We start from the raw sequence: 23,206 nt of genomic DNA on the forward strand, positions 1-23,206 counted from the left end.
CGGTACGGCCCTACGATCGTCGGATGCTCGGCGCCCTTGGCCTCGACCCCGACGAGGAGCGGCTGTACCGCTGCCTGGTCGCGGGAGCCGGCACGCCCGCCGAGCTGTCCGCCCGCGGCGCCGGCCCGCGCACGGCAGAGCTGCTCGCCGCGCTCGTGGCGCGCGGGCTCGCGGTCGCCGGGCCGCACGGAACGTACGAGGCCGCGCCGCCGTCCATCGCGCTCGGCGCGCTCCTTCGCCAGCAGCGCGACCGCCTGCACGCCGCCGAGCTCGCCCTGCTCGCCCTCGCCGACGAGCACCGCCGCACCGAGGCCGGCCGCGGCACCGGCGTCGTCGAGGTCATCACCGACGTCGAGGCGGTGCGCCACCGCTTCGCCCAGATGCAGCACGCCGCCCGGCACGACGTGCGCTCGCTCGTCGTGCCGGGCTTGGCCGTCGTGCCGCACCGCGACAACGCCGCCGGCGACGACGGCCTGCGCCGCGGCGTCGCCTACCGGGTCGTCGTCGACCGCGAGTCCCTGGCCGAGCCCGGCCTGGTGCAGCTGGCCGCGGCGAGCATCGCCGAGGGCGAGGAGATCCGCGTCGTCGAGAAGACCCCGATCAAGATGATCATCGTGGACAGCCAGGTCGCGATGCTGCCGTTGCTGTCTGGGCAACACACCGCCCCCGCGTCGGTACTCGTACACGCCAGCGGCCTGCTCGACGCCCTCATCGCGCTCTTCGAGGAGCTGTGGGCGCACGCCTATCCACTGTGGACGGACGGCCCCGAGGTCCGCGAGGCCGGCGAGCTCGGCCTGGAGCCGCTGGATCGCCGCATCCTCACGCTGCTGCTGGCCGGCCTGACCGACCAGGCGATCGCCGGGCAGCTCGACACCAGCCTGCGCACCGTCCAGCGCCGCATACACGCGATGATGCAGCGCGCGGGCGCCGACACCCGCATCCAGCTCGGCTGGCACGCCGCGCGCAAGGGCTGGGCCTGAAAAATCCGCGCGTTAAATGCGTTGCCGTTCACCGCCACCGATCCGTATCGTCATTTACGAACACGACGCAGCAAGCCCGAAACGAGGAGCCCGAGATGACGACCTGGACCGCCACCGAGAACCGGCCGATGCCGGTGTCCGGTGCTGCGTGGCCCATGGTCGGCGAGCCGCGACCGGCCGCCCAGGCCGGCAAGCAGATGGGACGCCCTTCGGGACGGTGGCGCGGGTAAGCGAGACGCTTTCCCGAAGCCGCCCGCCCCGTCGAGGGACCGGGCGGTTTTTTCATAGGGGCGTAGCTCAACTGGCTGAGCGTCGGTCTCCAAAACCGAAGGTTGCAGGTTCGAGTCCTGTCGCCCCTGCGCGTCCTGCCGCGGTACCACCGAGGCATTTGTGATTTGAAAACTCCACAGTGGATGGCATTTCTTTCGGGAACGACCGGCGCGGTGACCGGACCTGGCCTGGGACCAGGAAGTGCGGGGTTCGACTCCCCGGTTCCCGACGATGGGCTGCACGTCACCGGTGTGCGGCGCTGCTCGGCATGCAGCGCGTGAGGGGTTCGACCCCCCTGCGGTCCACGAGTGCCCTTGGGGGGAGGGCACGCTTTGGCGGGTTCGGCTAGCGGTCAGGCCGCCGCGTTCTCAGCGCGGAGACAGGGGTTCGACTCCCCTACTCGCTACTTTGCCGTCGGGGTGTGCACGGTGACATGCCTGTCTTCCAAACAGGAGTAACGGGTTCGACTCCCGTCGACGGTTCTCGTTCCGAGATGGTCTAACCGGCAGTGACGCCGCGCTCTGGACGCGGAGGTTGGGGTTCGAATCCCTGTCTCGGAGCTCTTTTCTCGCGCCGTTAGCTCAGCCCGGTAGAGCGGCCGCCTCTTAAGCGGATGGTTCGCAGGTTCGAATCCTGCACGGCGCACGCAATGCTCGCGTAGCTCAGCCCGGTATGAGCGCCGCTTTCACACAGCGGAGGTCGCAGGTTCGAAGCCTGCCGCGAGCACGAGATGCCATCCACTGTGGACCGACGTGGGCGGAGCGCTGGCTGCTCGGCCGCCGCTCATAACGGCGGAGTGCTCGGATCGACACCGAGGCCCACGACTTGGAGGTGCCCGCTGCGTAGGCGTCAGGCCGTCCTTGTGTCAAGGCGCCGCCGCCGTGCCCGGCCGAGCCGCCACCAGAGCAACAGTGCCCCGCCGAGCAGGACCGCCGCCGGTATCCGCAGCATCCACGGCCACGGCCCGCGGTCCGGCGATCCGGCGTGGCGCACGGCCAGGTCGGGCAGCAGCCCGCCGGCCAGCTGCAGGTCGTACACCTCGCAGTGCTGCATACCCAGCTCGCACGACTTGCCGGTGTCGAACCGCGACAGCACCCGCCGCTGCCCGGAGCCCAGGTCGATCTCGCTCAGCGACAGCCGCCCGCCGGGGGAGTCGACCGTGGCCGCGACGACGCGCCCGGCGTCGCGCCACCCCAGCAACCGCACCACGTCCTGGACCGCCCCCGGCGGCGTGGCCTGTGGCGCCACGGGAACGAACTGGACGTCCCCGCCGTCGGTGAGGAAGTACCCGTGCTCGGATCCGCCGGTCCACGGCGCGGTGGCCAGGAACCGCCCGTCCGGCGACCAGCCGACCCCGGCGACGAGCCCGCGCCCGCTGTCGAGGGCCACGACACCGTCCTCGTGTCCGTTCAGATCCAGCAGGTGTACCTGTGCGGCCACCTGAACCGCGACCCGCGCACCGTCCGGTGCGAACGCCGCCGTCCACACCCCGGACAGCGACCCGAGCTCGACGCTGCGCCCGCTCGCGACGTCGAGCAGCCGCAGCGTCCCGTGCCGCAGCACCTCGGACTCGACGAAGTCGATGGACCCGTCGGACTCCCCGATCGGCGCCGCGCTGTAGGCGACGTACCGCCCGTCCGGCGACCAGGCCAGCAGCCGCACCCCGACCGGCGCGCCGAGCGCGATCGTGCGCCGCCGCCCGCTGGTGAGCTCGACGAGCACCAGGTCGCCGGTGGCGCCGCGATCGTCGCCGACGAGCACCCGGGTCCCGTCCGGCGACAGCAGGCCCAGCGCGCCGCCGCGCTCCTCCATCGCGCCCACGCGCCGGTACGTGTCCGCGTCCGCACCCACGACGAGCGGCTGGAACATGTTGAACGTCTCGCCGTTGCCGTATCCGTAGATCGCGATCGCCCGCCCCGGCGCCGAGCGTTCCACGCTGCTGGTCAGCAACGAGTAGCCGGCGAAGCGGTCGGGCAACGACGGGTGGCGCGCGGGGGCGGCCGGTCGGGCGTCCAGCGGTACCGTCGGCATCACGAGAGCGGCGAGCGCGAGCAACACGACCGCCCAAACCCCGGCGTTCGCGAGCCGGCGACGCCGCACCGACCGCCGACCGCGCACGAGCACCTCGTCGAGGTATCCGTCGGCCAGCGGCGGCGCGGGATCATCCGGCAGCGCCGCGAACAGCTCCTTCACCACGCGTCCCCACCTCCCGGCGTGTAGTTCGGCAGCAGCCGGCGCAGCGCCGCGATGGCGTACGCCGTCTGGCTTTTGACCGTCCCGGCGGAACACCCCAGCGCCGCCGCGGTCTGCGCGACGTCGAGGTCCTCCCAGTACCGCAGCACGAGCACCGCCCGCTGCCCCCGCGTGAGCCGCGCGAGCGCCGCCCGCACGTCGACGCGGCTCTCGATCCCCGGGCCGCTCACGGCGCCGTCCTCGAGATCGGCGGCCGGCTGGACCCGCCGCGCCCACGGCCGCCTGCGCTCCGCGAGGTACGCGTGCACGAGGATGGCCCGCACGTACGCGTCGAGCGACTCGGCCGCGGCCGCCTTGCGCCAGTGCCGGTACAGCGCCACGAGGCACTCCTGCACCAGGTCGTCGGCGCCCGCCCACTCACCGCACAGCCGGTAGGCAAGGCGCCGCAGCCAGGGCATGCGCGCCCGCACGTACTCGACGAACTCCCGCTCATCCCGCACCCGGACCTCCCGCCCAAGTAAGAGTGGACCGGCCACCGGTTCGGTTGTGCACCATTTGACAGCACGCGCGGCGGTTGACCACCCTGGGCGGGCGCCACCAGTTGTTTGTTCAAGGAGTCACCGCGAGATGTCGTACCGTCACTGGCTGCCCGTCGCCGCCGCGCTGGCCGTCGCCGCGCTCGCCACCGGCCTGCTGTGGCTCGCGCCGCGCGGTTCGGCCAGCGGCAGCGGTGTCGGCCGCGCGATCGGCGGCGTCGCGCTCGTCAACGACGCCACCCGGCGGCCCGTCCTGGGCCTGACGCCCGTCACCGACGGCACCGTGGTCGACCTCACACGGCTGGCCGGCGCTCGGCTCAGCCTGCGGGCCGATCCGGCCGGCGACGCGAAGCCGTCGAGTGTCAGGTTTACGATGACCGGCGCGAACGGCGGCACCTACACTCACACCGACTCGCGGGCGCCGTACTTCCTTTGCGACGACTACGTGGACTGCCCGTTGCTGGCCAGGCCGGACGACTACACCCTGACCGTCCAGGCCTACTCGGACGACATCGAGCTGGGCGCCCCGTTCACGGTCCGCTTCTCGGTGGCCGCCGGCGCGCCGGCGCGCCCCGTCGACGTGCTGTTCGTCGGCAACAGCCTGCTCGGCACCGTCAACAAGACCTCCGGCGAGGACACGCCGGCGCTGGTGCGGCACCTGGCCGCCGCGGCCGGCCGGGAGATCAACGTGACCAAGGTCATCCATTCCGGGTACACGCTGCGGCAGACCTGGGACGACGGCCTGGTCGCGACGGCCCTCGGCGGCGCGAAGCGATACGACTTCATCGTGCTGCAGGAGTACAGCACGCTGGTCGCCACCGACCCGTCGGCGGCGACGAACACCCTGCTCAACACGTACGCACCCACGTTCGCCCGCGCCCTGAAGCCGGGCGGGCGGGTGGTGCTGTTCAAGAACTGGGCGCTGGTCGACCCGGCGCCGTTCCCGTCCCGGGCCGCCGCGACGACGGCGATCGACACCAACTACGCGGCCCTGTCGGCCGCGTTGGTCACGCCGAACCTGCTGGCCCCGATCGGCGACGAGTTCGAGACGATCATCGCCGCACAGGGCGCCGCGCACCTGATCGAGCCCGACGGCAAGCACCCGAACGACACCGCGGTCTACCTGGACGCGGCGACGCTGTACGGCATCCTGTCCGGCGAGTCACCGCGGACCTTGGCGGACCTCTACCTGCCCGGACCGGTCGCCTCGCCGCTGCGTGAGACGGCCGCCACCGCGATCGGCTACTGACCGGGCCGGCTGGCGCGGCATCGCTACCCTCGCGTCGGCGGCACGGAGCCGCCCAACGGGAGGATTACGGATGAAGTCCGGCAGAAGCGCGCTGACCGCTCTGGTACTGACCGGCGCACTCACCGTCACCGCGGCCTGCGGCGACAAGACCGACAACGGCAGCGCCGCACCCGCGGCCGCCGCATCGTCCAGCGCGGCGGCGTCCCCGACGCCCGACGCGCGCACAGAGCTCACCAACGCCTTCAACAAGCTCAACGGCGTCACCATCACCTACACGACGACGACCGAGACCGGCACCGTGGCCAGCACGAAGCTGACGGGCTCCAGCGACCCCGCCAAGAAGGCCAACAGCGGCTCGATGACCATTACCGCGGCGGGCCAGAACATCAAAGCCGACGTCATCATCCTGGGCACGGACGTGTACCTGAAGCTGGGCCTGCCGATTCCGGGAATCGACCCGAAGAAGTGGATGTACGTCGACGGGTCCAAGACCTCGCTGAGCAAGCTGGGCCTCGGCGACCCCGACGACCCGGCCAACGTCAAGGGCCTCGCCGACGCCCTCGTGACGGTCGAGCGGACCGGCGCGGGCTCGTTCAAGGGCACGATCGACCTGACCAAGCGCAACATGCCGTCCACCAGTGCCGCCCTGCTCCAGCAGATGGGCGACGCCGCGAAGTCGGTGCCGTTCGAGGCGACCGTCGGCGCCGACGGCTACGTCACCTCGGTCAGCATGGACATGCCCGCCGCCGGCCAGGTCCCGGCGACGAAGTCGAAGTCGACGTTCAGCGACTTCGGCAAGCCGGTCACGATCGCCAAGCCGGCGGACGCCGAGATCCAGCCCGCCCCCGCGGCGCTGCTGGCCCAGTTCGCCTGATCATCCGGTACATCAGGCCCGCTGCCGCACCCGCGGCAGCGGGCCTTCTAGACAGACCTGTCTGCTAGGGTGGAACGGTGACCGTCGCCGCGCGCCCCCGCTCCGCCCGCGAGCGCCTCATGTCGGTGGCCACGGCGCTGTTCTACGCCGAGGGCATCCACGCGGTCGGCATCGACCGCATCATCGCCGAGGCCGCGGTGGCGAAGGCGACCTTCTACCACCACTTCCCGAGCAAGGACGATCTCGTCCGCGCCTACCTGATCGAGGAGTACCAGCGCCAGCGCGACGCCCTGGAGGCGGTGCGGCAGGCGACGCCCGACCCGCGCGCGGCCCTGCTGGGCATGTTCGACCTGTTGCTCGACAACGCCGTGCGCCCCCGGTTCCGGGGCTGCCCGTTCACGAACGCCGCGGTGGAGTACCCGGACCCGGCCCACCCGGTCCGCCGGACCATCGCCGACTACCGCCGCTGGAACCGGGAGCTGTACCGCACCCTGCTGGCGTCCGCCGCCCACCCCGACCCGGACGGCACCGCGACGGTCCTCATGGCCATCCGCGACGGCATCGTCGCGGGCGGCTCGCTGGACGACCCGGCGGTGCTGGAGCCGTACGTGCGCTCGACCGTCACCCGCCTTCTCGACGCGTCGTAATTCGATTGCCGTCGACGGCCCGGACTCGTACCGTTGCAGACATGACGACGTGGACCGCCACCGCAACCCGGCACCTGCCGGCGTTCGGCGCTGCGCTGTCCACGATCACGCGACGCTGCTTCACGGGACGGCGGCAACGGTAAGCCCAGGAAGCTTGCCGAGCCGCCCGCCCCGCCAGGGACCGGGCGGTTTTTCGTTACCGGGTTCTTGACAACTCCACAGTGGACACAGCATGCCCTGCAAGCTCAGAAGGCAGAGCGCCGGTGTGAAGAACCGGAGGTTGCCCGTTCGATCCGGGCGCGGGGCACTGCTTGCCGTCGTAGCTCAGTCAGGAAGAGCGCGCCCCTGGTACGGGCGAGGTCCGTGGGTTCGACTCCCCGCGATGGCTCTCAGGCCGGTGCAGCACGACGGGTGGTGCACGCGCCTCGTAAGCGCGAGGTAGGGAGTTCGAGCCTCCCCACCGGCCCTGTTCATTTCATGCCCTCATGGCGCAGCTGGATAGCGCGCGACGCTACGAACGTCGAGGCCGCAGGTTCGAATCCTGCTGAGGGCACGCAACATCGGGTTCAGTGATCCGCGGCCTCCGCGAACACCTCGGCGGCGATCTGGTAGCCCTCGAACGCGCGGGCCACGCCGGCGTACACCGCGACCTGGAGGAAGACCTCGGCGATCGCCTCCTTGGTCACGCCGGCGTTCAGCGCGATGCGCAGCTGGCCGCGCAGCGGCTCGTGGACGCCGAGGGCCGCCGCAATGGCCACGGACGCCACCGCCCGCGCCAGCGTGTCCAGGTGCTCGGTGCGCGGCCAAACGTCGCCGAACGCGTGCACCGTCGCGATGCGCTTGAAGTCCGCGGCGTTGGCGGGCTCGCTCGGCGCGGTACCGAGGAAGCGTTCCAGGCGGAATCCCAGCAGGCGCTCGGCGGTGTCCAGCGCGGCGGCGTACCGCGCGTCCGGCGCCGCCGACGCCGGACCGTCAGTCGTCACCGCTCGACGCTATCGGCCGCGGCGCCGTGCGGGCGCCGCAACGTCGGGTGATTTCAGGTCGGCACGACGTCAATGATGCTGCCGCGCACCCTGCAGGGCCCAGGTGCAGGCGCAGGCGAGGAGAAATGCAGTTCTGCGCACGGCTGGGCGAAGGGGAGGATGCAGCGGTGGATACGCAGTACCGGGTGGTCGTCACCGATGAGGACGGGCGGCTGCTGGTGAGCCGGGTGCGGCCGGAGGACCCGTGGCGGCCGCCCGGCCAGGCGGCGTTCGGGATGCCGCCGACGCATTGCGTGGAGTTCTCGGGGTGGCGGGGCGCGCGGCTGCGGCTGGTCAGCCTTGGGGTCCGGCCAATGTACCTGTTCGCGTGCGACTCGTGGGGGGTGCCGGAACGCCTGTCGGGGGAGCGGAAGTGGGTACCACAGGAGCGCCTGCGAATGCCCGAGTCGCTGACGCCGCGGGAGGGCTGGGTGCGGTGCACCGGTGTCGCGCCCGGCACCACGCTGGCCGAGCTCATTGCCGCCGGCGACGACGCGCGGTGCGAGGCCGGGTTCGAGATTGCGCGCGAGCTCGGCCTGGTGACCGCGCGGAGCGACCGCGGCCAGATTGCGCGGTTCCTCCGCGGCGACTTCCGGCCCGGGGAGTCGGTGCACCCGCGGATCCTCGAGGCGCTGCAGACGCCCGGCGCTGACCTCGACGGCGCGGCGGGCTGGGCGCCGGAGGACCCGGCCTTGGTCGAGGCGGCGGCGTTCGCCGACCGGCCGCGCCCGGGGGAGCGCACCACCGAGGTGCGGGACCACCTCGCCGGGCTCGGGGTGGAACTGCCGGAGCCGTTCCTCGCCGAGCTCCTCAGCGGGCATGAGGTGTTCGGGTTCGCCGTGCCGGGTGCGGCCCAGGACGGGCTTTGGGAGCGGCTGCGGGAGCTGTACCCGGTGACCGGCTGGTGGCCGTTCCTGAGCGGCGAGAGCCCGGCCGAGCTGGCCCAGGGCGATCCGGCGCGGTGGCGCGACCGGCTCGCGCCGGTGGCGGACCCCGAGGCACTCATGGCCGAGCTCGTCGCGACCCAGCGCGCCGAGGACCACGGGCTGGCCGCGGTCGATCTGCCGGCCCTCGTCGCGGCGCTGGCGGCCGACCCGCCGGCCCCGCCGCCGGGCGGCGCGGCCGAGCCGGCGCGGGGGCGGTCGACCGAGGCCCGCTGGCTGTGCCTGACCGCCACGCCGGAGGGCGGGTGGCAGCTGCCGTACCTGCTGGGCAACCCCCACGCGACGAACTGGATGACGTCCCGTCATCCGCAGCTCGACCCGGTGCACCACACGGCGTTCCTGGGCTCGTGGCATCGCCGGTTCGACGCGTGCGTGCGCGGGCTGCACATGTACTGGCTCGACCTCGTCGTCGGCGCTCCGCCCACCGAGCCGGCCGAGATCGCGGCGGTGGCGGTGGAGCAGTACGCGTACTGCGACGACCTGAACCAGACCGTCGGCCTACCCGCCCAAGTAGCGCGCGAACAGGTGGCCGCCGATCAGTGGTACTTCTGGTGGGACTGACCGCGACGAACGCCAGATGGGTGGCGCACCGGGCTCGCCGTTGAGCCCGGTGCGCCGTATTCGGCCTCGCTCTTGTGGCCAGTGATCACACGACGCGGGTCAGGGTGCCGGCAGCGGCGTGGTGTTGGCCGAGTTGAACGCCTGCACGCCGGCCTCGCCGTCGCCGTCGAACGGTGTCACCGGGCTGTTGGGGCCGAGGCAGAAGTCGTCGCCCGCCGGGTCGGCGAACCAGGCGCCGACCTGGTTGAGGTCGACGCGCGTCCGTTGCCCGTTCACGAGCGTGGATGAGAAGGCCTCCTGGACGATCAGCTTGAAGCTGTTCAGCGCGCGGCCGCGCCAGTCGGATGTGAAGTCGCCGATGTATTCGGCGGCCCCGAACGGCGGGCCTGCCTGTTGCAGCAGGAAGACCGTGAACGTCGTGTTCGGCGGCAGATTGAAGGCGTTGACCGTGAAGGTGTCGAATCCCAGCCGTTCGGTGGTCAGCTGGACGTCGACGTTGACTCGGACATTGGGCATGCAGGCGGCAAGTTGCGGTGTCGACGGCGTGAGCTTGAGATGTACCTGTTCGGGGAACCAGTTCTTGTTGGACGCTGAGGCCGTGGCACTCCTGGCCACAGCTCCGCCGGCTACGACCGCCCCGAGGACGAGCGCACTGGCGATCAGTCGAGTCATGCGACGCATTCGTTTCTCCAATCACGTAGTTGTGCTGCTGTTGCTGATGGGCGCGGCGACTCGCCTCCCGGGCGTCGACCGGTAGGCATGCTGAGGAAGGTTCGCCGCACCGCGGTAAGGGCGGGTGCGAACTAGGGCGTCCCGGTACGCAGGCGGGAAGGGCCGCCTGCGCGCGAGGCGGTTTGCTCAGACAATTGGTGGGCGGATCGTCGTGAACGAACCCACGAGGTGGCTCTCCACGGTGCGGTCAACCTGGGAACCGCTCGGACATCCGGCGTTTTCTGACCGAGGCCGAGAGTAATCGGCGAGGCACCTGGCGAGGCGGAGAACCTGCAAACCTCACACCTGCATTCGGCGATGCGGCTGATCATGCCGCCTCATCCGGCCGGCTGGGCGGTGTCCACGACGGACTCCGCGAGGCCCAGCGGATGCACAAGGAGACCCGCCGTCACGACCGTGCCGGCGACGCCGAAGCCGGCGCCCGCCACGCCGCCGGCGACCAGCCGTCGTTCGGCGCCAACATCTGCTTGCAGACGGGAACGACCTACGTGGCCACCGTGTACTGGACGGTGAACATCGTGCCGCACACCGTGGTCAAGGGATTCCAGTTGTACGACAGCCGGGGCAACGTGAGAAACGTGCCGTCGCTCTGGTCGATCAAGCGGCGCAGCTCATCAGTTCATCGACTGCGATGCGCGCGGATGACGGGCAGCCCTTGGTAAAACCGTAGAAGGGGCCGAAGTCGCGGGTGGAGGCGAAGCCGATCACGTAGAGACCCGCCAGTGATGTTTCGAAGCCCTCGGTCAGGTCGGGGAAACCATCTGTCGTCCCCACCTGGTGCGAGACGCTGCGCAGGTAGGGGATGCGAGACAGGTCTACCTTGTAGCCGCATGCGAAGATCACATGGTCCGCGATCAGCGTTGTCTGATCGGAGAGCTGAAGCCGCACATCTTGATCACCGGGCGTCACATCGATGACCGCGCAGTGGGGATGGCTGGTGACAACCTCTGTGGCGAGGCGTGGGACGAGCCAGGGCTCGAGGGTGAAGCGGCCGGCTCGCCAGAATTCGCCGGCGATCCTCTGTTGTTCCCCCGCGGAGAGTCGGCGCCACCATCCTCGCTGTGCCAGCGTTTGATCGATGTATGGGTCCGCGAAGGCCCAGCTGACCTTGGCAAACTCCGGCACGGGATGGCGATGCACTACGTGCACCTGCTCGGCGCGCCGGTCGCACAGCAGCGCTGCCCACTCGTAGGCGCTCTGCCGCCCTCCGACAATGGCGACACGGGCGGCGGCGAGATCCTCGAAGGTGACAAGCTCGCTGGTATGTGATCGGAGTGTCCGCGGTACGTCCTCGTGCCAGTGCGGGAGGTTGGCGAAGTAACGCATGCCCGGGACGGCAATAACCTTCTCCGCTGTGATCGTCGAGCCGTCGTCCAGGTTTGCGAGAAAAGTCCCGTTCAATTTGGTCAGGTCGGTGACCATCCGTTCGTCGACTTCGAGCGACGTGCGCTGACGGAACCACTCCGCGTAGTCGATGAAGATGGCGATCGGAATAGGGTCGAAGTCCTCGGGTCGCATCCCTCGGTCCTCGAAGAAAGCCTTGAAGGTGTAGTTGCCGCCTGCGTCGAGGTGCCAGTCAGGACCCGAGCGCAAGAACATGTCAGCCGGCATCTGCTCACGCCAGAAGGCCATCGAATGGCCGACGATGTGAGTGTCGATTCCGTTCTCACGAGCAAAGGCGGCGGCCGAGTACGCGTACGGCCCCGCTCCGATCACCAGGAGTTCTGTCCGCTTCGGCATGGTTCCTCCCGAAGGAACGGAGACTTCTACGCTACCTCGGGCCCGCCATCACGCCCGCGGCTCGAGCCTCGGCGACGCAGAGGTACTCGTGCGGCTCCTCGGCTTCGGTGATCTCGCGCGACCTCCCCCTTCCTGCCACGAACGCCTCCTACCCAGGGAGGAGACACCGCTCCGACCGCCGGCCGCAACCGGGGCCCGTGGTTGGGCGCATTCCGGGGAGCGGCTCACCAGCATCTACAGGTATGACTACTGCGCTGCGCGGGGCGGCAAACTGGCACCGCCCACTGATGATTTTCGTCGCGACGATGGCGGTGCTCGCCGTCATCTGTGCGGTCGGCGTCTTCGCCGACCCGCGCGTCCTCACCGGCGCGCCGATCTGGCTCAAACCGTTCAAGTTCTCGGTGTCCTTCGTGCTGTACGGCGTCACCCTCGCCTGGATGCTGTCCCTGCTGCCGCGGCGCAGCCGGGTCGCGGAGTGGGCGGGCACGGTCATCGTCGCGATGTCGTTGATCGAGATGGTGGTGATCGTCGGGCAGGTGATGCGCGGCACGACCAGCCACTTCAACGGCACCACCCCGCTGAACGCCGCCCTCTTCTCGGCGATGGGTGCGTCGATCATGGTGCTGTTCGTCGCGCACTTCGTCATCGGGATCGTGATGCTGCAACGGCGGATCGCGGACCGGGTCGCCGCCCGCGCGGTCGGGTGGGGGCTCGGTCTTTCCCTGCTGGGCATGCTGGCGGCGGTGCCGATGGTGCTGCCGATGCAGGAGCCGGGGATCGAGGGGATCAGCGGGGCGCACAGCGTGGGCGTACTCGACGGCGGACCGGGGCTGCCGCTGGTTGGCTGGAGCACCACCGGCGGTGATCTGCGGATCGGGCACTTCGTGGGGCTGCACGCCCTACAGGCGCTGCCAATCCTCGCGATCCTGCTGAGCCGCTTCTTCGGGACCCGGCTGGACGAGCACACTCGGGCCCGGCTGCTGGTCGTCGCCGGCGCGGCGTACGGCGTACTCACGGTGTTGTTGACCTGGCAGGCCCTGCGCGGACAGCCGCTGCTGCGTCCGGACGCGCTCACGCTGGCCGCCGTCGCGGCCCTGGTGGTCGCGACCGCGACCGCCACCGGCCTGGTGGTGGCTCGCCGGCGCAGCCCGGAACTGGTGCTGGCGGCATGACCGCGACGCTGTTCACCCTGACGTTCGCGCTGGCCGCGCCGTTCTGGGCGCTGATGATCCTCCTGCCGCGCTGGTCCTGGACCGCCCGGATCATCGGGTCGCCGTTGATCGTGCTGCCGGTACTGGCGATCTATGCGATCCTGGTGCTCGCGGCCGCCGGAGACGTGCTGCCGGCCGTGCTGTCGCCGACCCTGAGCGGCGTGCGCGACCTGCTCGGCACCGCGGACGGCGCGGCGGCGGCCTGGGCACACATGATCGCGTTCGACCTGTTCGTCGGCCGGTGGGCCTGGCTCGACAGCCGCGAGCGGGGGGTGCCCGCGCTGGTCATGGCTCCGGTCCTGGTGCTGACCATTCTGCTCGGGCCGCTCGGCCTGGCCGCCTACCTCGGGGTCCGGACCGGGTGGCGGCGACCGGCGGTCGTTCGTCTCCCCGAGCCGCAGCACCTAGGCTGACCCCGTGGGGTGGGCGCGACGACTGATCGACATGCGGGACACGCTCGCGCGGATGGTGCTGCTCGACCTCAGCGGGGTGGGCTACCTGGTCTTCGGCACCCAGGCGCGCCCCGCGCCGACGGACACGCAGTGGATCCTCGCGGTGCTCGCGTTCGCAGTGGCACTGGTGTTCCACCGTCGGCCGCTGGTCAACCTGGTGATGCAGGCCGCGCTGCTCGCGGTCGCGATCACGCTCATCGACGACCTCACGATCAACCAGGTGGGCGCCAGCTGGGCGTTGCTCGAGGTGACCATGCGGGCGCCTCGAGCCCGCACCATCTGGCTGGCCACCGGGCTGCTGATCGTGGTCGATCTGACCGACTCGATCGGTGACCCGGTCGACCGGGTCGTCTCCGGTGTCTTCGGGCTGATCCTGGAGGTCGGCGTACCGGTGCTGCTCGGTCTGGTCATCCGGACCAACCGGGAGCTCGGTCGGCAGGCCCTGGAGCGGGCCGCGGCGGAGCAGCGCCGGCACGAGTCGGAGACCCGCGCCGCGCGCGCCGACGAACGCAGCGCCATCGCCCGCGAGCTGCACGACGTGGTCGCGCATCACGTGGCGTCGATGGTGCTGCGGGTCGGCGTAGCCCGGCACGTACTTCACGACCTGGATCCGCGGGTAGGCGAGGTGTTCGACGACGTGCACGGCACCGGGACCGCCGCCTTGGCGGATCTGCGTCAGCTGGTCGCGGTGCTGCGCAACCCCGATGGGGTGCGCGGTGACGCGGCGCTGACCGCGATCGAGCCGTCGGCGCTTCCGGCGGCACTCGGCGCGGCGGTCGATCGGGCCCGCCAAGCCGGTGTCACGGTGGAGGCCGACATCGACCCGGGAGTCGGTTCGCTCGACGCGGTTCGGGGCCTGGCGGTGTTGCGACTGACCCAGGAGGCGCTGACCAACGTGGCCAAGCATGCCGGGCCGTCCGCGCTGGCACGCCTCTCGGTTTCCGTGGACGACGGGGCCGTCCATTGGGAGGTCTCGGACAACGGGCGCGGATGGGTGCCGGCGGCGGTGCCGCCCGGTGGCGGCCACGGCATCACCGGCATGCGCGAGCGGGTCGAGGTCCTTCACGGTCAGCTGGAGGCAGGTCCGACCGGCGCGGGTTGGCGAGTCCGCACCGTCCTCCCGGCCCCGGTCCCCGCGCCCGCCTCCTCGCCGACGGCTTCTTCCGCCTCGCCCGCCGTCACGCCGGCCTCGTCGGCGCCCCGCGGCCCCAGGGCCTCGGCCGGGCCGCACGCGCCGGAGCCGGCATGATCCGCGTCCTGCTGGTCGACGACCAGCACCTCATCCGCGCGGGCCTGCGCATGCTGTGCGACGCCCAGCCTGACATCGAGGTCGTCGGCGAGGCCGCCGACGGCCGCGAAGCGATCTCCCTCGCGGCCCGGCTCACCCCCGACGTCGTCGTCATGGACCTGCGCATGCCCGGCGTCGACGGGATCACCGCGACCAGCCGCATCCTCGCCGACCGCCCCGCCACCCGGATCCTGGTGCTGACCACGTTCGGCGACGACGACCACCTCTATCCGGCCCTGACCGCCGGCGCCTGCGGGTTCCTGCTCAAGGACGCGCCGCCCGCCGATCTGCTGGACGGCGTCCGCCGGGCCGCCGCGGGCGACAGCCCGTTCAGTCAGGAGGTGCTGCAGCGCCTGGTTCAGCGCGCGGTACACGCCCGCGCCGAGGCGCCGCGGCCGGCCCAAGGACTGACCGCGCGCGAACGGGACGTGCTGAACCTGGTCGCCGCGGGCCTGTCCAACACGGAGATCGCCGATCGGCTTCACATCGGCGTCACCACGGTCAAGACCCACATCACCAGCCTGATGACCAAGACCGACAGCCCCAACCGGGTACGCCTGGCCCTGTTCGCCCGCGGCGCCTGAGCGCCCCGCCCGCGCTCGCCAGCGGATCACCACCGATGGCTTGGAGCCTGTCTCGCATTCATCCCAGTCCGCGCCCGTACGTGACGAACAAAGCCACCGCCCGACAGCGCAGCTGACGAAACCCGCCTCACCACGCAATTCCCGACGACTCATAGGCTGCGTTTCGCGGCGGCCCATGCTCGGGTACCAGCAGGCACATGAGTACCAGCCAACCTGTCGCGGCCGGTCAACCGCGGGCACCCCACATGCCCAGCGATGTCACGCCCCAGCTGTCGTTCTTCGACAAATTCGCCACCCATGCTGCGGAGTTCGTCTCACGGGCCTGGTTCTTCGCCGCCTGCCTCCTGCTGGTGCTGATCTGGGCGCCGTCGATCCTGGTGATCCGGGACGTCGACACCTGGCAGCTCATCATCAACACCGCGACCACCATCGTCACCTTCCTGCTGGTGGCACTCCTGCAGAACACTCAGACCCGCAACGACCAGTCGACCCAGGACAAGCTCAACGCCTTGGCCGAGGCGGTCGCGGTACTGATGACCCATACCGCCGACGTCCACGATCGCCGAGGACTACACGACGCGGTAACCGAGCTACGCGACGCGGTCGGACTGGAGGACCGCGAGAGCTCCTGAACCCAACGGGCCAAAACGCTATATGCGCGTCCCGCCGGGCATCCGCCCGAATAGCTCCGACAACGTTGGGTTCACGACCTTCGCATCCGCTCATCGGGGCGTCGTGTCCTCACGGCGGCGGGACAATGTCCGGCCTTCTGGCTTCGGCCGCGGCACCGATTCCACCCCGCGATGGGCGCGCAGCTGGACGCTGCTTGCCAAGGTCACCGTCGCGCAAAAGATCATCGGAGACGAGGGGGACGACGTGGGACTGTTGGACAAGATAAAAGGCGAGTTCGTCGACATCATCGAGTGGCTCGACGACAGTCGGGACACGATCGTCTGGCGCTTCCCGCGGTATCAGAACGAGATCAAGATGGGCGCCAAGCTGGTCGTGCGCGAGTCGCAGACCGCCGTGTTCGTCAACGAGGGGCAGATCGCCGACGTGTTCGTCCCGGGGACGTACACGCTGCAGACGCAGAACCTGCCGATCCTGTCGACGCTGAAGGGCTGGAAGTACGGGTTCGACTCGCCGTGGAAGGCGGAGGTCTACTACGTCAACACGCGGCAGTTCACCGACTTCAAGTGGGGCACGCAGAACCCGGTCATGATGCGCGACGCCGAGTTCGGCATGGTGCGGCTGCGCGCGTTCGGCGCATTCTCGATGCGGGTCGCGGACCCGGAGAAACTGCTGCGCGAGCTGGTCGGCACCGACCCGCAGTTCCGCACCGAGGAGGTGCAGGAGTTCCTGCGCCAGCTCATCGTCGGGCACCTGGGCCCCGCCCTGGCCGCTGCGCAGGTGCCGGTGCTCGACCTCGTCGCCCAGCAGCTCCTCATCGGCCAGAAGCTCGCCGGGGTGCTGAGCGAGGAGCTGTCCGCCTACGGGGTGCAGATCCCGAAGTTCATCATCGAGAACATCTCCCTGCCGCCGGAGGTCGAGGAGGCGCTCGACAAGCGAACGTCGATGGGCGTGCTGGGCAACCTGGGCCAGTACACCAAGTTCCAGGCCGCCAACGCGATGGAGGACGCCGCGAACAACTCCGGCGGCGCCGGCGAGGGCCTCGGCCTGGGCCTGGGCATGGCCGCCGGGCAGCGGATGGCCAACGCCATCAACCAGCCGGCCGCCGCACCCCCCGCGTCGGCGCCACCGGCCGGGCCGCCACCGCTGCCGCAGCAGGACCAGTGGTTCGCCGGCGTCAGCGGCCAGCAGGGCGGCCCGTTCGATCTCAATGCCCTCGGCGCGCAGGTGCAGGGCGGCGCGGTCACCCGCACGACGCTGGTCTGGAAGAACGGCATGGCCCAGTGGACCCCGGCGGGCCAGGTGCCCGAGCTGGGAAGCCTGTTCGCCGCCGTCCCGCCGCCGTTCCCGCCGCAGGGCTGATCCGATGAGCACCCACGTGGCACAGCAGCAGTACCCGTGCGCCGGGTGCGGCGCCAACGTCGAGTTCGCGCCAGGCACCAACGTGCTGCAATGCCCGTACTGCGGGCACCAGACCGCCCTTCAGGCGACCGGCCAGCAGGTCCGGGAGCGCGACTGGGCGCAGTTCACCGGGCTGCCCCGCAAGCCCGTAGCGCAGCTGGCCAAGCACGTCTTCAGGTGCCAGAACTGCGGTGCGCAGACCGAGTCCGACGCGATCTCGGACCGCTGCCGCTTCTGCGGCGCCGCGGTCGTCGCGCAGCTCGACGCCGCCGACCAGGTGGTGCCCGAGGCGGTGCTGCCGTTCACGCTCGACAAGCGGCAGCTGCGCGAGGCACTGGGCAAATGGGCGTCGTCGCGCTGGTTCGCCCCGTCCGGGCTCAAGAAGGTCAGCGAGGCGGAGTCGGCGAAGAGCACGTACCTGCCGCACTGGACGTACGACACCCGGACCGTCTCGCACTACCAGGGCCGGCGCGCCGAGCACTATTACGTCACCGAGACCTACACGGAGAACGGCGAGACGAAGACGAGGCAGGTGCAGAAGACACGGTGGTACCCCGCGAGCGGTACCGTCGGCCGCGACTTCGACGACGTGCTCGTCGCCGGCACCACGAAGGTCACCGCCGAGCACCTCGATGCGCTGGAGCCCTGGCCGCTGACCGACGCGCAGCCGTACCGCCCCGAGTACCTCGCCGGGCACGAGACCCTGCGCTACGACGTCGAGCCGGAAGCCGGCCTCGACACCGCGAAACGCAAGATCGCCCCGGTCATCGAGCAGGACTGCCGCCAGGACATCGGCGGCGACGAGCAGCGCGTCGACCGCGTCGACACCCAGTATCACGACGTCACCTTCAAGCTGATGCTGCTGCCGGTGTGGATCGCCTGCTACCTCTACGCCGGCAGGGCCTACAACATTCAGGTCAACGGCCGCACCGGCGAAGTTGCCGGCGAACGCCCCTACAGCGCGGGCAAGATCGCGGCAGCCATCATCGGTGCCGTCCTGCTCATCGCTGCGATCGTCTTCTTCGTCGTGTACACGAGGGGTCGTTGACCGGCAGCCACTGACTCGGCCGCCGCGCACACATGTCCTTGACCATGAAACCGTGGCGTGTTGAAGTCACCCTGGGCTTCCTGGACTCGCATGCCACAGGCGGCGGGGGGCCTGCGACCCGGCAGGAATGATCGGCCGGGCCGAAGTCGGCGCCTCCAAGATCCGGCGCACTGCCTCCGAGCCGCCGTCGCGCCGCGCGCGCGACAATGCCGTGAGGTCCCAGCAGGCCAAGCCGACCACTGAGACTGCCCGGCCGCCGCGGCGGCTCACCGTCCCTCGCACGAGCAGCAGCCAGGCATCGAACACGGTCCGGGCATGGTCGTGTTGGCTGTCGGGGAAAAAGGCACAGTCGATCACACCCGTCGAGTCGTCCAGCGTGGTGAAGATGACGCGGCGTCCGGAGCGGATGGGCGGGGTCTGTATGGCCGCTTTCACGCCGGCGACCAGGACGGTTGCGCCGTCGGCCTGGTCGGTGAGGCGGCTGGCGGGCAGTGCACGCAGTTCGTCCAGGAGTGGGCGGTACTCGGTCATGAGGTGGCGGCAGGCGTCCATGCGCAGGAGGCGGAGCTCGGCGTGGAGCTTCTCGCGGTCGGTCAGGTCGGGCAGCGAGCTGACGGTGCGGGGTCCGGTGTCGGTGCCGGGAACGGTGAGTTGGGCGGCGTGGACGCGCGGGCGGTGGTCGAGCCGTGCGATGTGCTGGAGCGTGTCGCGGCGGGTGAGCCCCGGGGTGAGCGGGTCCAGGGCGCCGAGTTGGGCGAGGCGTTCGACGGTCGGTCGGCTGGGGCGGGCGCGCTGCCACAGGTCGGTCAGTGAGGTGAAGGGTTGGCCGGCGGTGATCCGGGCGATCTCGGAGGCATGGATGCCGTAGAGGTCCGCGAGGGCGAGTCTCAGGCCGTATCCGTGGTCGGGGTGGTGGGGGTCGAGGGGTTCGATGCGGTAGTCGGCGCAGGAGCGGTTGATGTCCAGGGGCAGGATGGTGATGCCGTGGCGTCGGGCGTCGGCCAGCAGCAGCCGTTTGGGGTACATGCCGGGGTCGTGGGTGAGGATGCCGGCGTAGAACGCGGCGGGGTGGTGGGCCTTGAGCCAGGCGGACTGGTAGGTGGGCACGGCGAAGGCGACGGCGTGGGCCTTGCAGAAGCCGTAGGCACCGAACGCCTCAAGGACCCGCCAAGTCTGCTGGATGACCGCCTGCCGGTAGCCGCGAGTGCGGGCCTGGGTGGTGAACCACTCGCGTACCTGGGCCTGGTGCGCGGCGTCGGCGAGGGCGCGGCGGGCCTCGTCGGCCATGGCCCGGTCGCAGCCGGTCAGCTGGGCGATGATTCGGATGACCTGTTCATGCCAGACGACGACGCCGTAGGTCTCCTTCAGGACGGGCACCAGGTCCGGGTGAGGGTAGTGGGGCCGGCGTAGGCCGTGGCGGGCGGTGATGAAGGGGCGGACCATGTCGGCGGCGACCGGGCCGGGCCGGAACAGGGAGATGTCGACGACGAGGTCGTGCAGGGTGGTGGGCTGGAAGCGGCCGATGAGGTCGCGTTGGCCGGGGCTTTCGATCTGGAAGCAGCCCAGGGTACGGGTGGAGCGGATCAGTTCGAGGGCGGCGGAGTCTTCGGGCATAACCTGGCGGGGGTCGTCGAGGTCGACGAGGCGGCCGGTGGTGCGGTGGATCTCGGCGACGGCGTGGGCCATGGCCGACTGCATCCGCACGCCGAGGACGTCGAGCTTGAGCAGGCCGAGGTCCTCGACGTCGTCCTTGTCGAACTGCGCCATCGCCAGGTGCTCGCCGCTGCTGGGCACCACCGGGGTGCGGTCCATGAGTGTGTGGTCGGACAGCAGCACGCCGCAAGGGTGCATGGCGATCGAACGGGGGAGTCCGTCCAGGGCCTCGACGAGGTCCCACAGCCTGGTGTGGCGGGCGTAGCGGGCCGCGACGGTGCGCAGTTCGGGCAGTTCGGCGAGGGCGGTGCGGGCGTCCTTGGCGCGGATGTGGGGGAACGCCTTCGCCAGGCGGCCGGTCTCGGCCGGGTCGAGGCCGAGCGCGGTGGCGGTGTCGCGGATGGCATTGCGGATGCGGTACGTCTCGGGCATGGCGACCGTGGCCACCCGCTCGGGGCCGAAGCGGTCGAAGATGGCGCGGTAGACCTCCAGGCGCCGGGCGGACTCCACGTCGATGTCGATGTCGGGCAGCGTGGTGCGGCGCGGGGAGAGGAAGCGCTCCATGAGCAGGCCGTGCTGGACGGGGTTGGCGGTGGCGATGCCGAGCAGGTGTACGACCAGGGATCCGGCGGCGGAGCCGCGGGCGGCGACCCGGATGCCCAGGCGCCGGGTGTCGTCCACGATCTGGGCGACGGTCAGGAAGTACGCGGGGTAGCCGAAGTGCTCGATGACGGCGAGCTCCTCCTCCAGGCGCCGGAGCATGGCCGGGTCGTGGTCGTAGCCACGGGCGGCCATGGCCGCCCGGCAGCGGGTCGCCAGCATGCGGGCCGCGGTGGCCGGGCTCGCGCCGACCAGCTGCGGTTCGGGGAAGTGGACCTGGCCGATACCCAGGTCGCCTTCGGGGTCCAGGCGCAGCTGTTCGGCGCAGCGGCCGGTGGCGGCCAGCAGGTGCGACGCATCCTGGCCGGCAGCTCGGGCGATGTGCTCGGCGACGGCGGCCATGGCGGAGGGAGGTTTGAGCCAGCGCTCACCGCGGTCGGTGTGTCGGGGGTCGATGCGGGTCAGGCGGCGGGCGGAGTCCAGGACGTCGGCGACGGGGGCCTGGTCGGGCTCGGCGTAGCGGACGGCACCGGCCAGGACCGCCTCGATGCCCTGGTCGGCGGCCAGGTTGAGGGTGCGGGCGGCCAGGGGCAGTGAGCCGGGCCCGGTGCCCCGCGGGTCGTAGTACGCCGCCTCGAGGCGCAGACGGGGGCCGAAGATCTCGCGCCAGGGTGCCAGCAGGGCCACCGCCTGGTCCGGGTGGCCGGCGCCGAGTGCCTGGATGGGTTCGGAGGCGGGCCCGAGGAGGGCGGTCAGGCCGGTGGCGTGGCGCTCAAGGTCGGCCCAGGCGAGCAGGGGCGGGCTGTCGGGGTGGGCGTGGGCGGCGCTGATCAGATGGCACAGTGCGGCCCAGGCGGCGCGGTTTTCGGCGAGCAGGACCACGCGGGGGGAACGGTCGGCGGCGATCGCCCGCTCGCGCGCCGTGTGCCAGGTGGCGGGCCGGTGGTGTGGCGCGGCGTAGGGGGCGTGGGCGAGATCGGCGCCGAACAATGGGCGCACCCCGGCGGCGGCGCAGGCCTTGGCGAAGCGGATGCTGCCGGCCAGGGTGTCCCGGTCGGTCAGCGCCAGCGCGGTGATGCCACGCTCGGCGGCGCGCTCCGCCAGGCGCCCGGGCAGAGCGGCGCCGTAGCGCAGCGAGTACCCCGAGGCGACGTGCAGGTGCGCAAAATCGGACACCGCGTCCTCCTCGCGAGGGACCTGCTACCAGCCTCTCTCAAGTCGGCAGCCGGGAGAAACGGCCGCTGATGCCGCTCACGCCCGCGTGCAGCCGCAGGCCTCCGCGTGCGGACGTCGTCGGAAGGGCCGCAGCCCCATCCGGTCCAGCAGCGGGCCAGGCAGGCCGGGCCGCCGCCAGGTTGGCGTCGAGGATCCACCAACGCCGGGCGTCCCCCGCGCCGAGCTCCTGCAGCTGGTTGCGGCCGAGGCCCTCCCGGACCTTCGGGTACCACTCGTCCTCTTCCTCCTGGACGTGGCGGGTGACGTTCTCGATGAGCACGGTGACCCTCGCGTCGAGGTGCGCGTCGTGGGGTCCATTGTGGACATCTCCGTACACAGCACGTCGGCGGCGTGATGTTCCTCGTGGGACTCCAGCACGTCCTGTTCGAGATCGGGCAGGAGGCGAACCTCGGGTACCGTGAGCTGCGCAAACGCGAAATCATCCCGGCCCGGTGAGGGCCCGACCCCACGGCACGTCCCGGGCTTGGAGTACGGACCGGTGGGTAGCAACACAACATGACAGCTAGCGCGATCGAGGTCCAGCGGTACCTCGGCGACGTGGACTATCCGACGAACAAACAGCACCTTGTCGAGCAGGCTCGCGAGCACGGTGCCGGCGACAATGTCATGCGGACCTTGCAGGACCTTCCCCGTGACCGGTTCGCCTCGCCGAACGATGTCAGCCAGGCCATCGGGGAGCCGTCGACGCAGCAGCGTGACATCGTAGAGATCCTGCTCGCCCGGCACACTGAGATCAAGCAGATGTTTACGCGCGTCAGTTCCGCTCAGGCAGCGCAGAAAGAGGAACTGTTCCACGAGCTCGTCAGGATGCTGGCCGTGCACGAGAACGCCGAGGAGGTGGTCGTGCATCCGGCGGCGCGTGACCTGATTCCCAACGGCGACACGGTGGTCGGCGAACGGCTGCAAGAGGAGTCCGAGGCCAAGCGGGCGCTCGCCGACGTCTACGACCTGGGGATCGATCATCCGGAGTTCGACCGGCACCTGGGCGTCCTGGCCGAATCGGTGCTGGCCCATGCGGCGCAAGAGGAGCGACTGGAGTTCGCGCAGCTACGCCAGCACGCCGACATTGACCGGCTGCGCCGTATGGCGACCACGTTCCAGGCAGCCGAGGCGGTTGTGCCGACGCGCCCGCATCCGGCGGTTGGGGAGTCCGCGGCCGTCAACCTGATGGTCGGAGCGCCGACCGCGGTGTTCGACAAGATCCGCGACGCGATGCGCGACTGGCGTAAGCGCATGGGCGAGGAATGAACCATTCAGCCTGACGTCCCGCGGCGCGGCCACCACGACCGGCGTCGCCGCCGTGGCGCCGCGCCGCCCGAGCCGATCACCCTGTCGTGGCGAAGAATCCCAGCCGG

General features: G+C 70.8%; 20 protein-coding genes and 11 tRNA genes. 24 read left to right on the forward strand and 7 right to left on the reverse strand.

Annotated features, from left to right (window positions below):
* The first annotated feature begins 23 nt into the window (after positions 1-23).
* The 8 genes from ABD901_RS22195 to ABD901_RS22230 all read left to right on the forward strand — a co-directional run bounded on the left by ABD901_RS22195 (position 24) and on the right by ABD901_RS22230 (position 1,976).
* Entirely contained in the window at positions 24-980 is a 957-nt protein-coding gene (locus tag ABD901_RS22195) for a helix-turn-helix domain-containing protein (RefSeq protein WP_345129032.1), read from the forward strand.
* A 286-nt stretch (positions 981-1,266) separates the two neighbouring features.
* Positions 1,267-1,339, forward strand: a tRNA-Trp gene (locus ABD901_RS22200).
* 67 nt (positions 1,340-1,406) lie between these two features.
* Positions 1,407-1,479, forward strand: a tRNA-Pro gene (locus ABD901_RS22205).
* 105 nt (positions 1,480-1,584) lie between these two features.
* Positions 1,585-1,656, forward strand: a tRNA-Glu gene (locus ABD901_RS22210).
* A 4-nt stretch (positions 1,657-1,660) separates the two neighbouring features.
* Positions 1,661-1,732 (forward strand) — tRNA-Gly (locus ABD901_RS22215).
* A 5-nt stretch (positions 1,733-1,737) separates the two neighbouring features.
* A tRNA-Gln gene (locus ABD901_RS22220) sits at positions 1,738-1,810 on the forward strand.
* A gap of 10 nt (positions 1,811-1,820) precedes the next feature.
* Positions 1,821-1,895: transfer RNA gene (locus ABD901_RS22225), tRNA-Lys, on the forward strand.
* A 6-nt stretch (positions 1,896-1,901) separates the two neighbouring features.
* A tRNA-Val gene (locus ABD901_RS22230) sits at positions 1,902-1,976 on the forward strand.
* A 123-nt stretch (positions 1,977-2,099) separates the two neighbouring features.
* On the opposite strand, the gene ABD901_RS22235 is transcribed toward ABD901_RS22230, so the two are convergent.
* Positions 2,100-3,446, reverse strand: coding sequence for a WD40 repeat domain-containing protein (locus tag ABD901_RS22235; RefSeq protein WP_345129033.1), 1,347 nt, complete (start codon positions 3,444-3,446; stop codon positions 2,100-2,102).
* On the reverse strand, positions 3,440-3,943 hold the full coding sequence (locus ABD901_RS22240) for a SigE family RNA polymerase sigma factor (RefSeq protein ID WP_345129035.1): 504 nt from the start codon (positions 3,941-3,943) through the stop codon (positions 3,440-3,442). The genes ABD901_RS22235 and ABD901_RS22240 overlap by 7 nt, the downstream gene beginning before the upstream one ends.
* A 127-nt stretch (positions 3,944-4,070) precedes the next feature.
* On the opposite strand from ABD901_RS22240, the gene ABD901_RS22245 reads away from it, so the two are divergent.
* The 7 genes from ABD901_RS22245 to ABD901_RS22275 all read left to right on the forward strand — a co-directional run bounded on the left by ABD901_RS22245 (position 4,071) and on the right by ABD901_RS22275 (position 7,302).
* Positions 4,071-5,228, forward strand: coding sequence for a hypothetical protein (locus tag ABD901_RS22245; protein WP_345129036.1), 1,158 nt, complete (start codon positions 4,071-4,073; stop codon positions 5,226-5,228).
* Between the two features lie 70 nt (positions 5,229-5,298).
* Positions 5,299-6,102, forward strand: a complete 804-nt coding sequence (locus tag ABD901_RS22250) for a hypothetical protein (protein ID WP_345129037.1) — start codon at positions 5,299-5,301, stop codon at positions 6,100-6,102.
* Between the two features lie 77 nt (positions 6,103-6,179).
* A complete protein-coding gene (locus tag ABD901_RS22255) occupies positions 6,180-6,749 on the forward strand; it encodes a TetR/AcrR family transcriptional regulator (RefSeq protein WP_345129038.1) in 570 nt (189 codons plus the stop codon).
* Between the two features lie 234 nt (positions 6,750-6,983).
* Positions 6,984-7,056, forward strand: a tRNA-Phe gene (locus ABD901_RS22260).
* A gap of 6 nt (positions 7,057-7,062) precedes the next feature.
* Positions 7,063-7,137 (forward strand) — tRNA-Thr (locus ABD901_RS22265).
* Positions 7,138-7,142: 5 nt separating this feature from the next.
* A tRNA-Thr gene (locus ABD901_RS22270) sits at positions 7,143-7,215 on the forward strand.
* A gap of 13 nt (positions 7,216-7,228) precedes the next feature.
* Positions 7,229-7,302 (forward strand) — tRNA-Arg (locus ABD901_RS22275).
* A gap of 13 nt (positions 7,303-7,315) precedes the next feature.
* Here ABD901_RS22275 and ABD901_RS22280 read toward each other — a convergent pair.
* Entirely contained in the window at positions 7,316-7,732 is a 417-nt protein-coding gene (locus ABD901_RS22280; RefSeq protein WP_345129039.1) for a carboxymuconolactone decarboxylase family protein, read from the reverse strand.
* A 167-nt stretch (positions 7,733-7,899) separates the two neighbouring features.
* On the opposite strand from ABD901_RS22280, the gene ABD901_RS22285 reads away from it, so the two are divergent.
* On the forward strand, positions 7,900-9,276 hold the full coding sequence (locus ABD901_RS22285) for a DUF4253 domain-containing protein (protein WP_345129040.1): 1,377 nt from the start codon (positions 7,900-7,902) through the stop codon (positions 9,274-9,276).
* 99 nt (positions 9,277-9,375) lie between these two features.
* Here the strand turns inward: ABD901_RS22285 and ABD901_RS22290 are convergent, their stop codons facing one another.
* A complete protein-coding gene (locus ABD901_RS22290; RefSeq protein WP_345129041.1) occupies positions 9,376-9,792 on the reverse strand; it encodes a hypothetical protein in 417 nt (138 codons plus the stop codon).
* 813 nt (positions 9,793-10,605) lie between these two features.
* Positions 10,606-11,748, reverse strand: coding sequence for an NAD(P)-binding domain-containing protein (locus ABD901_RS22295; RefSeq protein ID WP_345129042.1), 1,143 nt, complete (start codon positions 11,746-11,748; stop codon positions 10,606-10,608).
* Positions 11,749-11,990: 242 nt separating this feature from the next.
* Here ABD901_RS22295 and ABD901_RS22300 point away from each other — a divergent pair, with 242 nt between their 5' ends.
* From ABD901_RS22300 to ABD901_RS22330, 7 genes are all read left to right on the forward strand, one after another.
* Positions 11,991-12,920, forward strand: coding sequence for a hypothetical protein (locus tag ABD901_RS22300; RefSeq protein WP_380138853.1), 930 nt, complete (start codon positions 11,991-11,993; stop codon positions 12,918-12,920).
* Positions 12,917-13,372 carry an ABA4-like family protein gene (locus ABD901_RS22305; protein ID WP_345129044.1) on the forward strand — a complete coding sequence of 152 codons (456 nt, stop codon included), beginning with the start codon at positions 12,917-12,919 and terminating at the stop codon, positions 13,370-13,372. The genes ABD901_RS22300 and ABD901_RS22305 overlap by 4 nt, the downstream gene beginning before the upstream one ends.
* 4 nt (positions 13,373-13,376) lie before the next feature.
* Positions 13,377-14,660 (forward strand): sensor histidine kinase, encoded by a 1,284-nt coding sequence (locus ABD901_RS22310; protein ID WP_345129045.1) that lies wholly within the window; start codon positions 13,377-13,379, stop codon positions 14,658-14,660.
* Positions 14,657-15,283: a response regulator gene (locus ABD901_RS22315; RefSeq protein WP_345129046.1), complete on the forward strand. Its 627-nt coding sequence runs from the start codon at positions 14,657-14,659 to the stop codon at positions 15,281-15,283. Before ABD901_RS22310 ends, ABD901_RS22315 begins: the two co-directional genes overlap by 4 nt.
* Before the next feature lie 245 nt (positions 15,284-15,528).
* The gene (locus tag ABD901_RS22320) at positions 15,529-15,915 is read left to right on the forward strand and encodes a low affinity iron permease family protein (protein ID WP_345129047.1); all 387 of its coding nucleotides are present in this window, start codon (positions 15,529-15,531) and stop codon (positions 15,913-15,915) included.
* 244 nt (positions 15,916-16,159) lie between these two features.
* The gene (locus ABD901_RS22325; protein WP_345129048.1) at positions 16,160-17,275 is read left to right on the forward strand and encodes an SPFH domain-containing protein; all 1,116 of its coding nucleotides are present in this window, start codon (positions 16,160-16,162) and stop codon (positions 17,273-17,275) included.
* 4 nt (positions 17,276-17,279) lie between these two features.
* The gene (locus ABD901_RS22330) at positions 17,280-18,362 is read left to right on the forward strand and encodes a TFIIB-type zinc ribbon-containing protein (RefSeq protein WP_345129049.1); all 1,083 of its coding nucleotides are present in this window, start codon (positions 17,280-17,282) and stop codon (positions 18,360-18,362) included.
* A 66-nt stretch (positions 18,363-18,428) separates the two neighbouring features.
* On the opposite strand, the gene ABD901_RS22335 is transcribed toward ABD901_RS22330, so the two are convergent.
* Together ABD901_RS22335 and ABD901_RS22340 are read right to left on the reverse strand one after the other, a co-directional pair.
* On the reverse strand, positions 18,429-21,791 hold the full coding sequence (locus ABD901_RS22335) for a DNA polymerase III subunit alpha (protein WP_345129050.1): 3,363 nt from the start codon (positions 21,789-21,791) through the stop codon (positions 18,429-18,431).
* A 37-nt stretch (positions 21,792-21,828) separates the two neighbouring features.
* The gene (locus ABD901_RS22340) at positions 21,829-22,167 is read right to left on the reverse strand and encodes a hypothetical protein (RefSeq protein ID WP_345129051.1); all 339 of its coding nucleotides are present in this window, start codon (positions 22,165-22,167) and stop codon (positions 21,829-21,831) included.
* A 179-nt stretch (positions 22,168-22,346) separates the two neighbouring features.
* Between ABD901_RS22340 and ABD901_RS22345 the strand changes: the two genes are divergently transcribed.
* Positions 22,347-23,099 (forward strand): DUF2795 domain-containing protein, encoded by a 753-nt coding sequence (locus ABD901_RS22345; protein WP_345129052.1) that lies wholly within the window; start codon positions 22,347-22,349, stop codon positions 23,097-23,099.
* Positions 23,100-23,206 lie beyond the last annotated feature (107 nt).

It is taken from the genome of Dactylosporangium darangshiense, from assembly GCF_039537565.1.
In the GTDB taxonomy this organism is placed as follows: Bacteria; Actinomycetota; Actinomycetes; order Mycobacteriales; family Micromonosporaceae; genus Dactylosporangium; species Dactylosporangium darangshiense.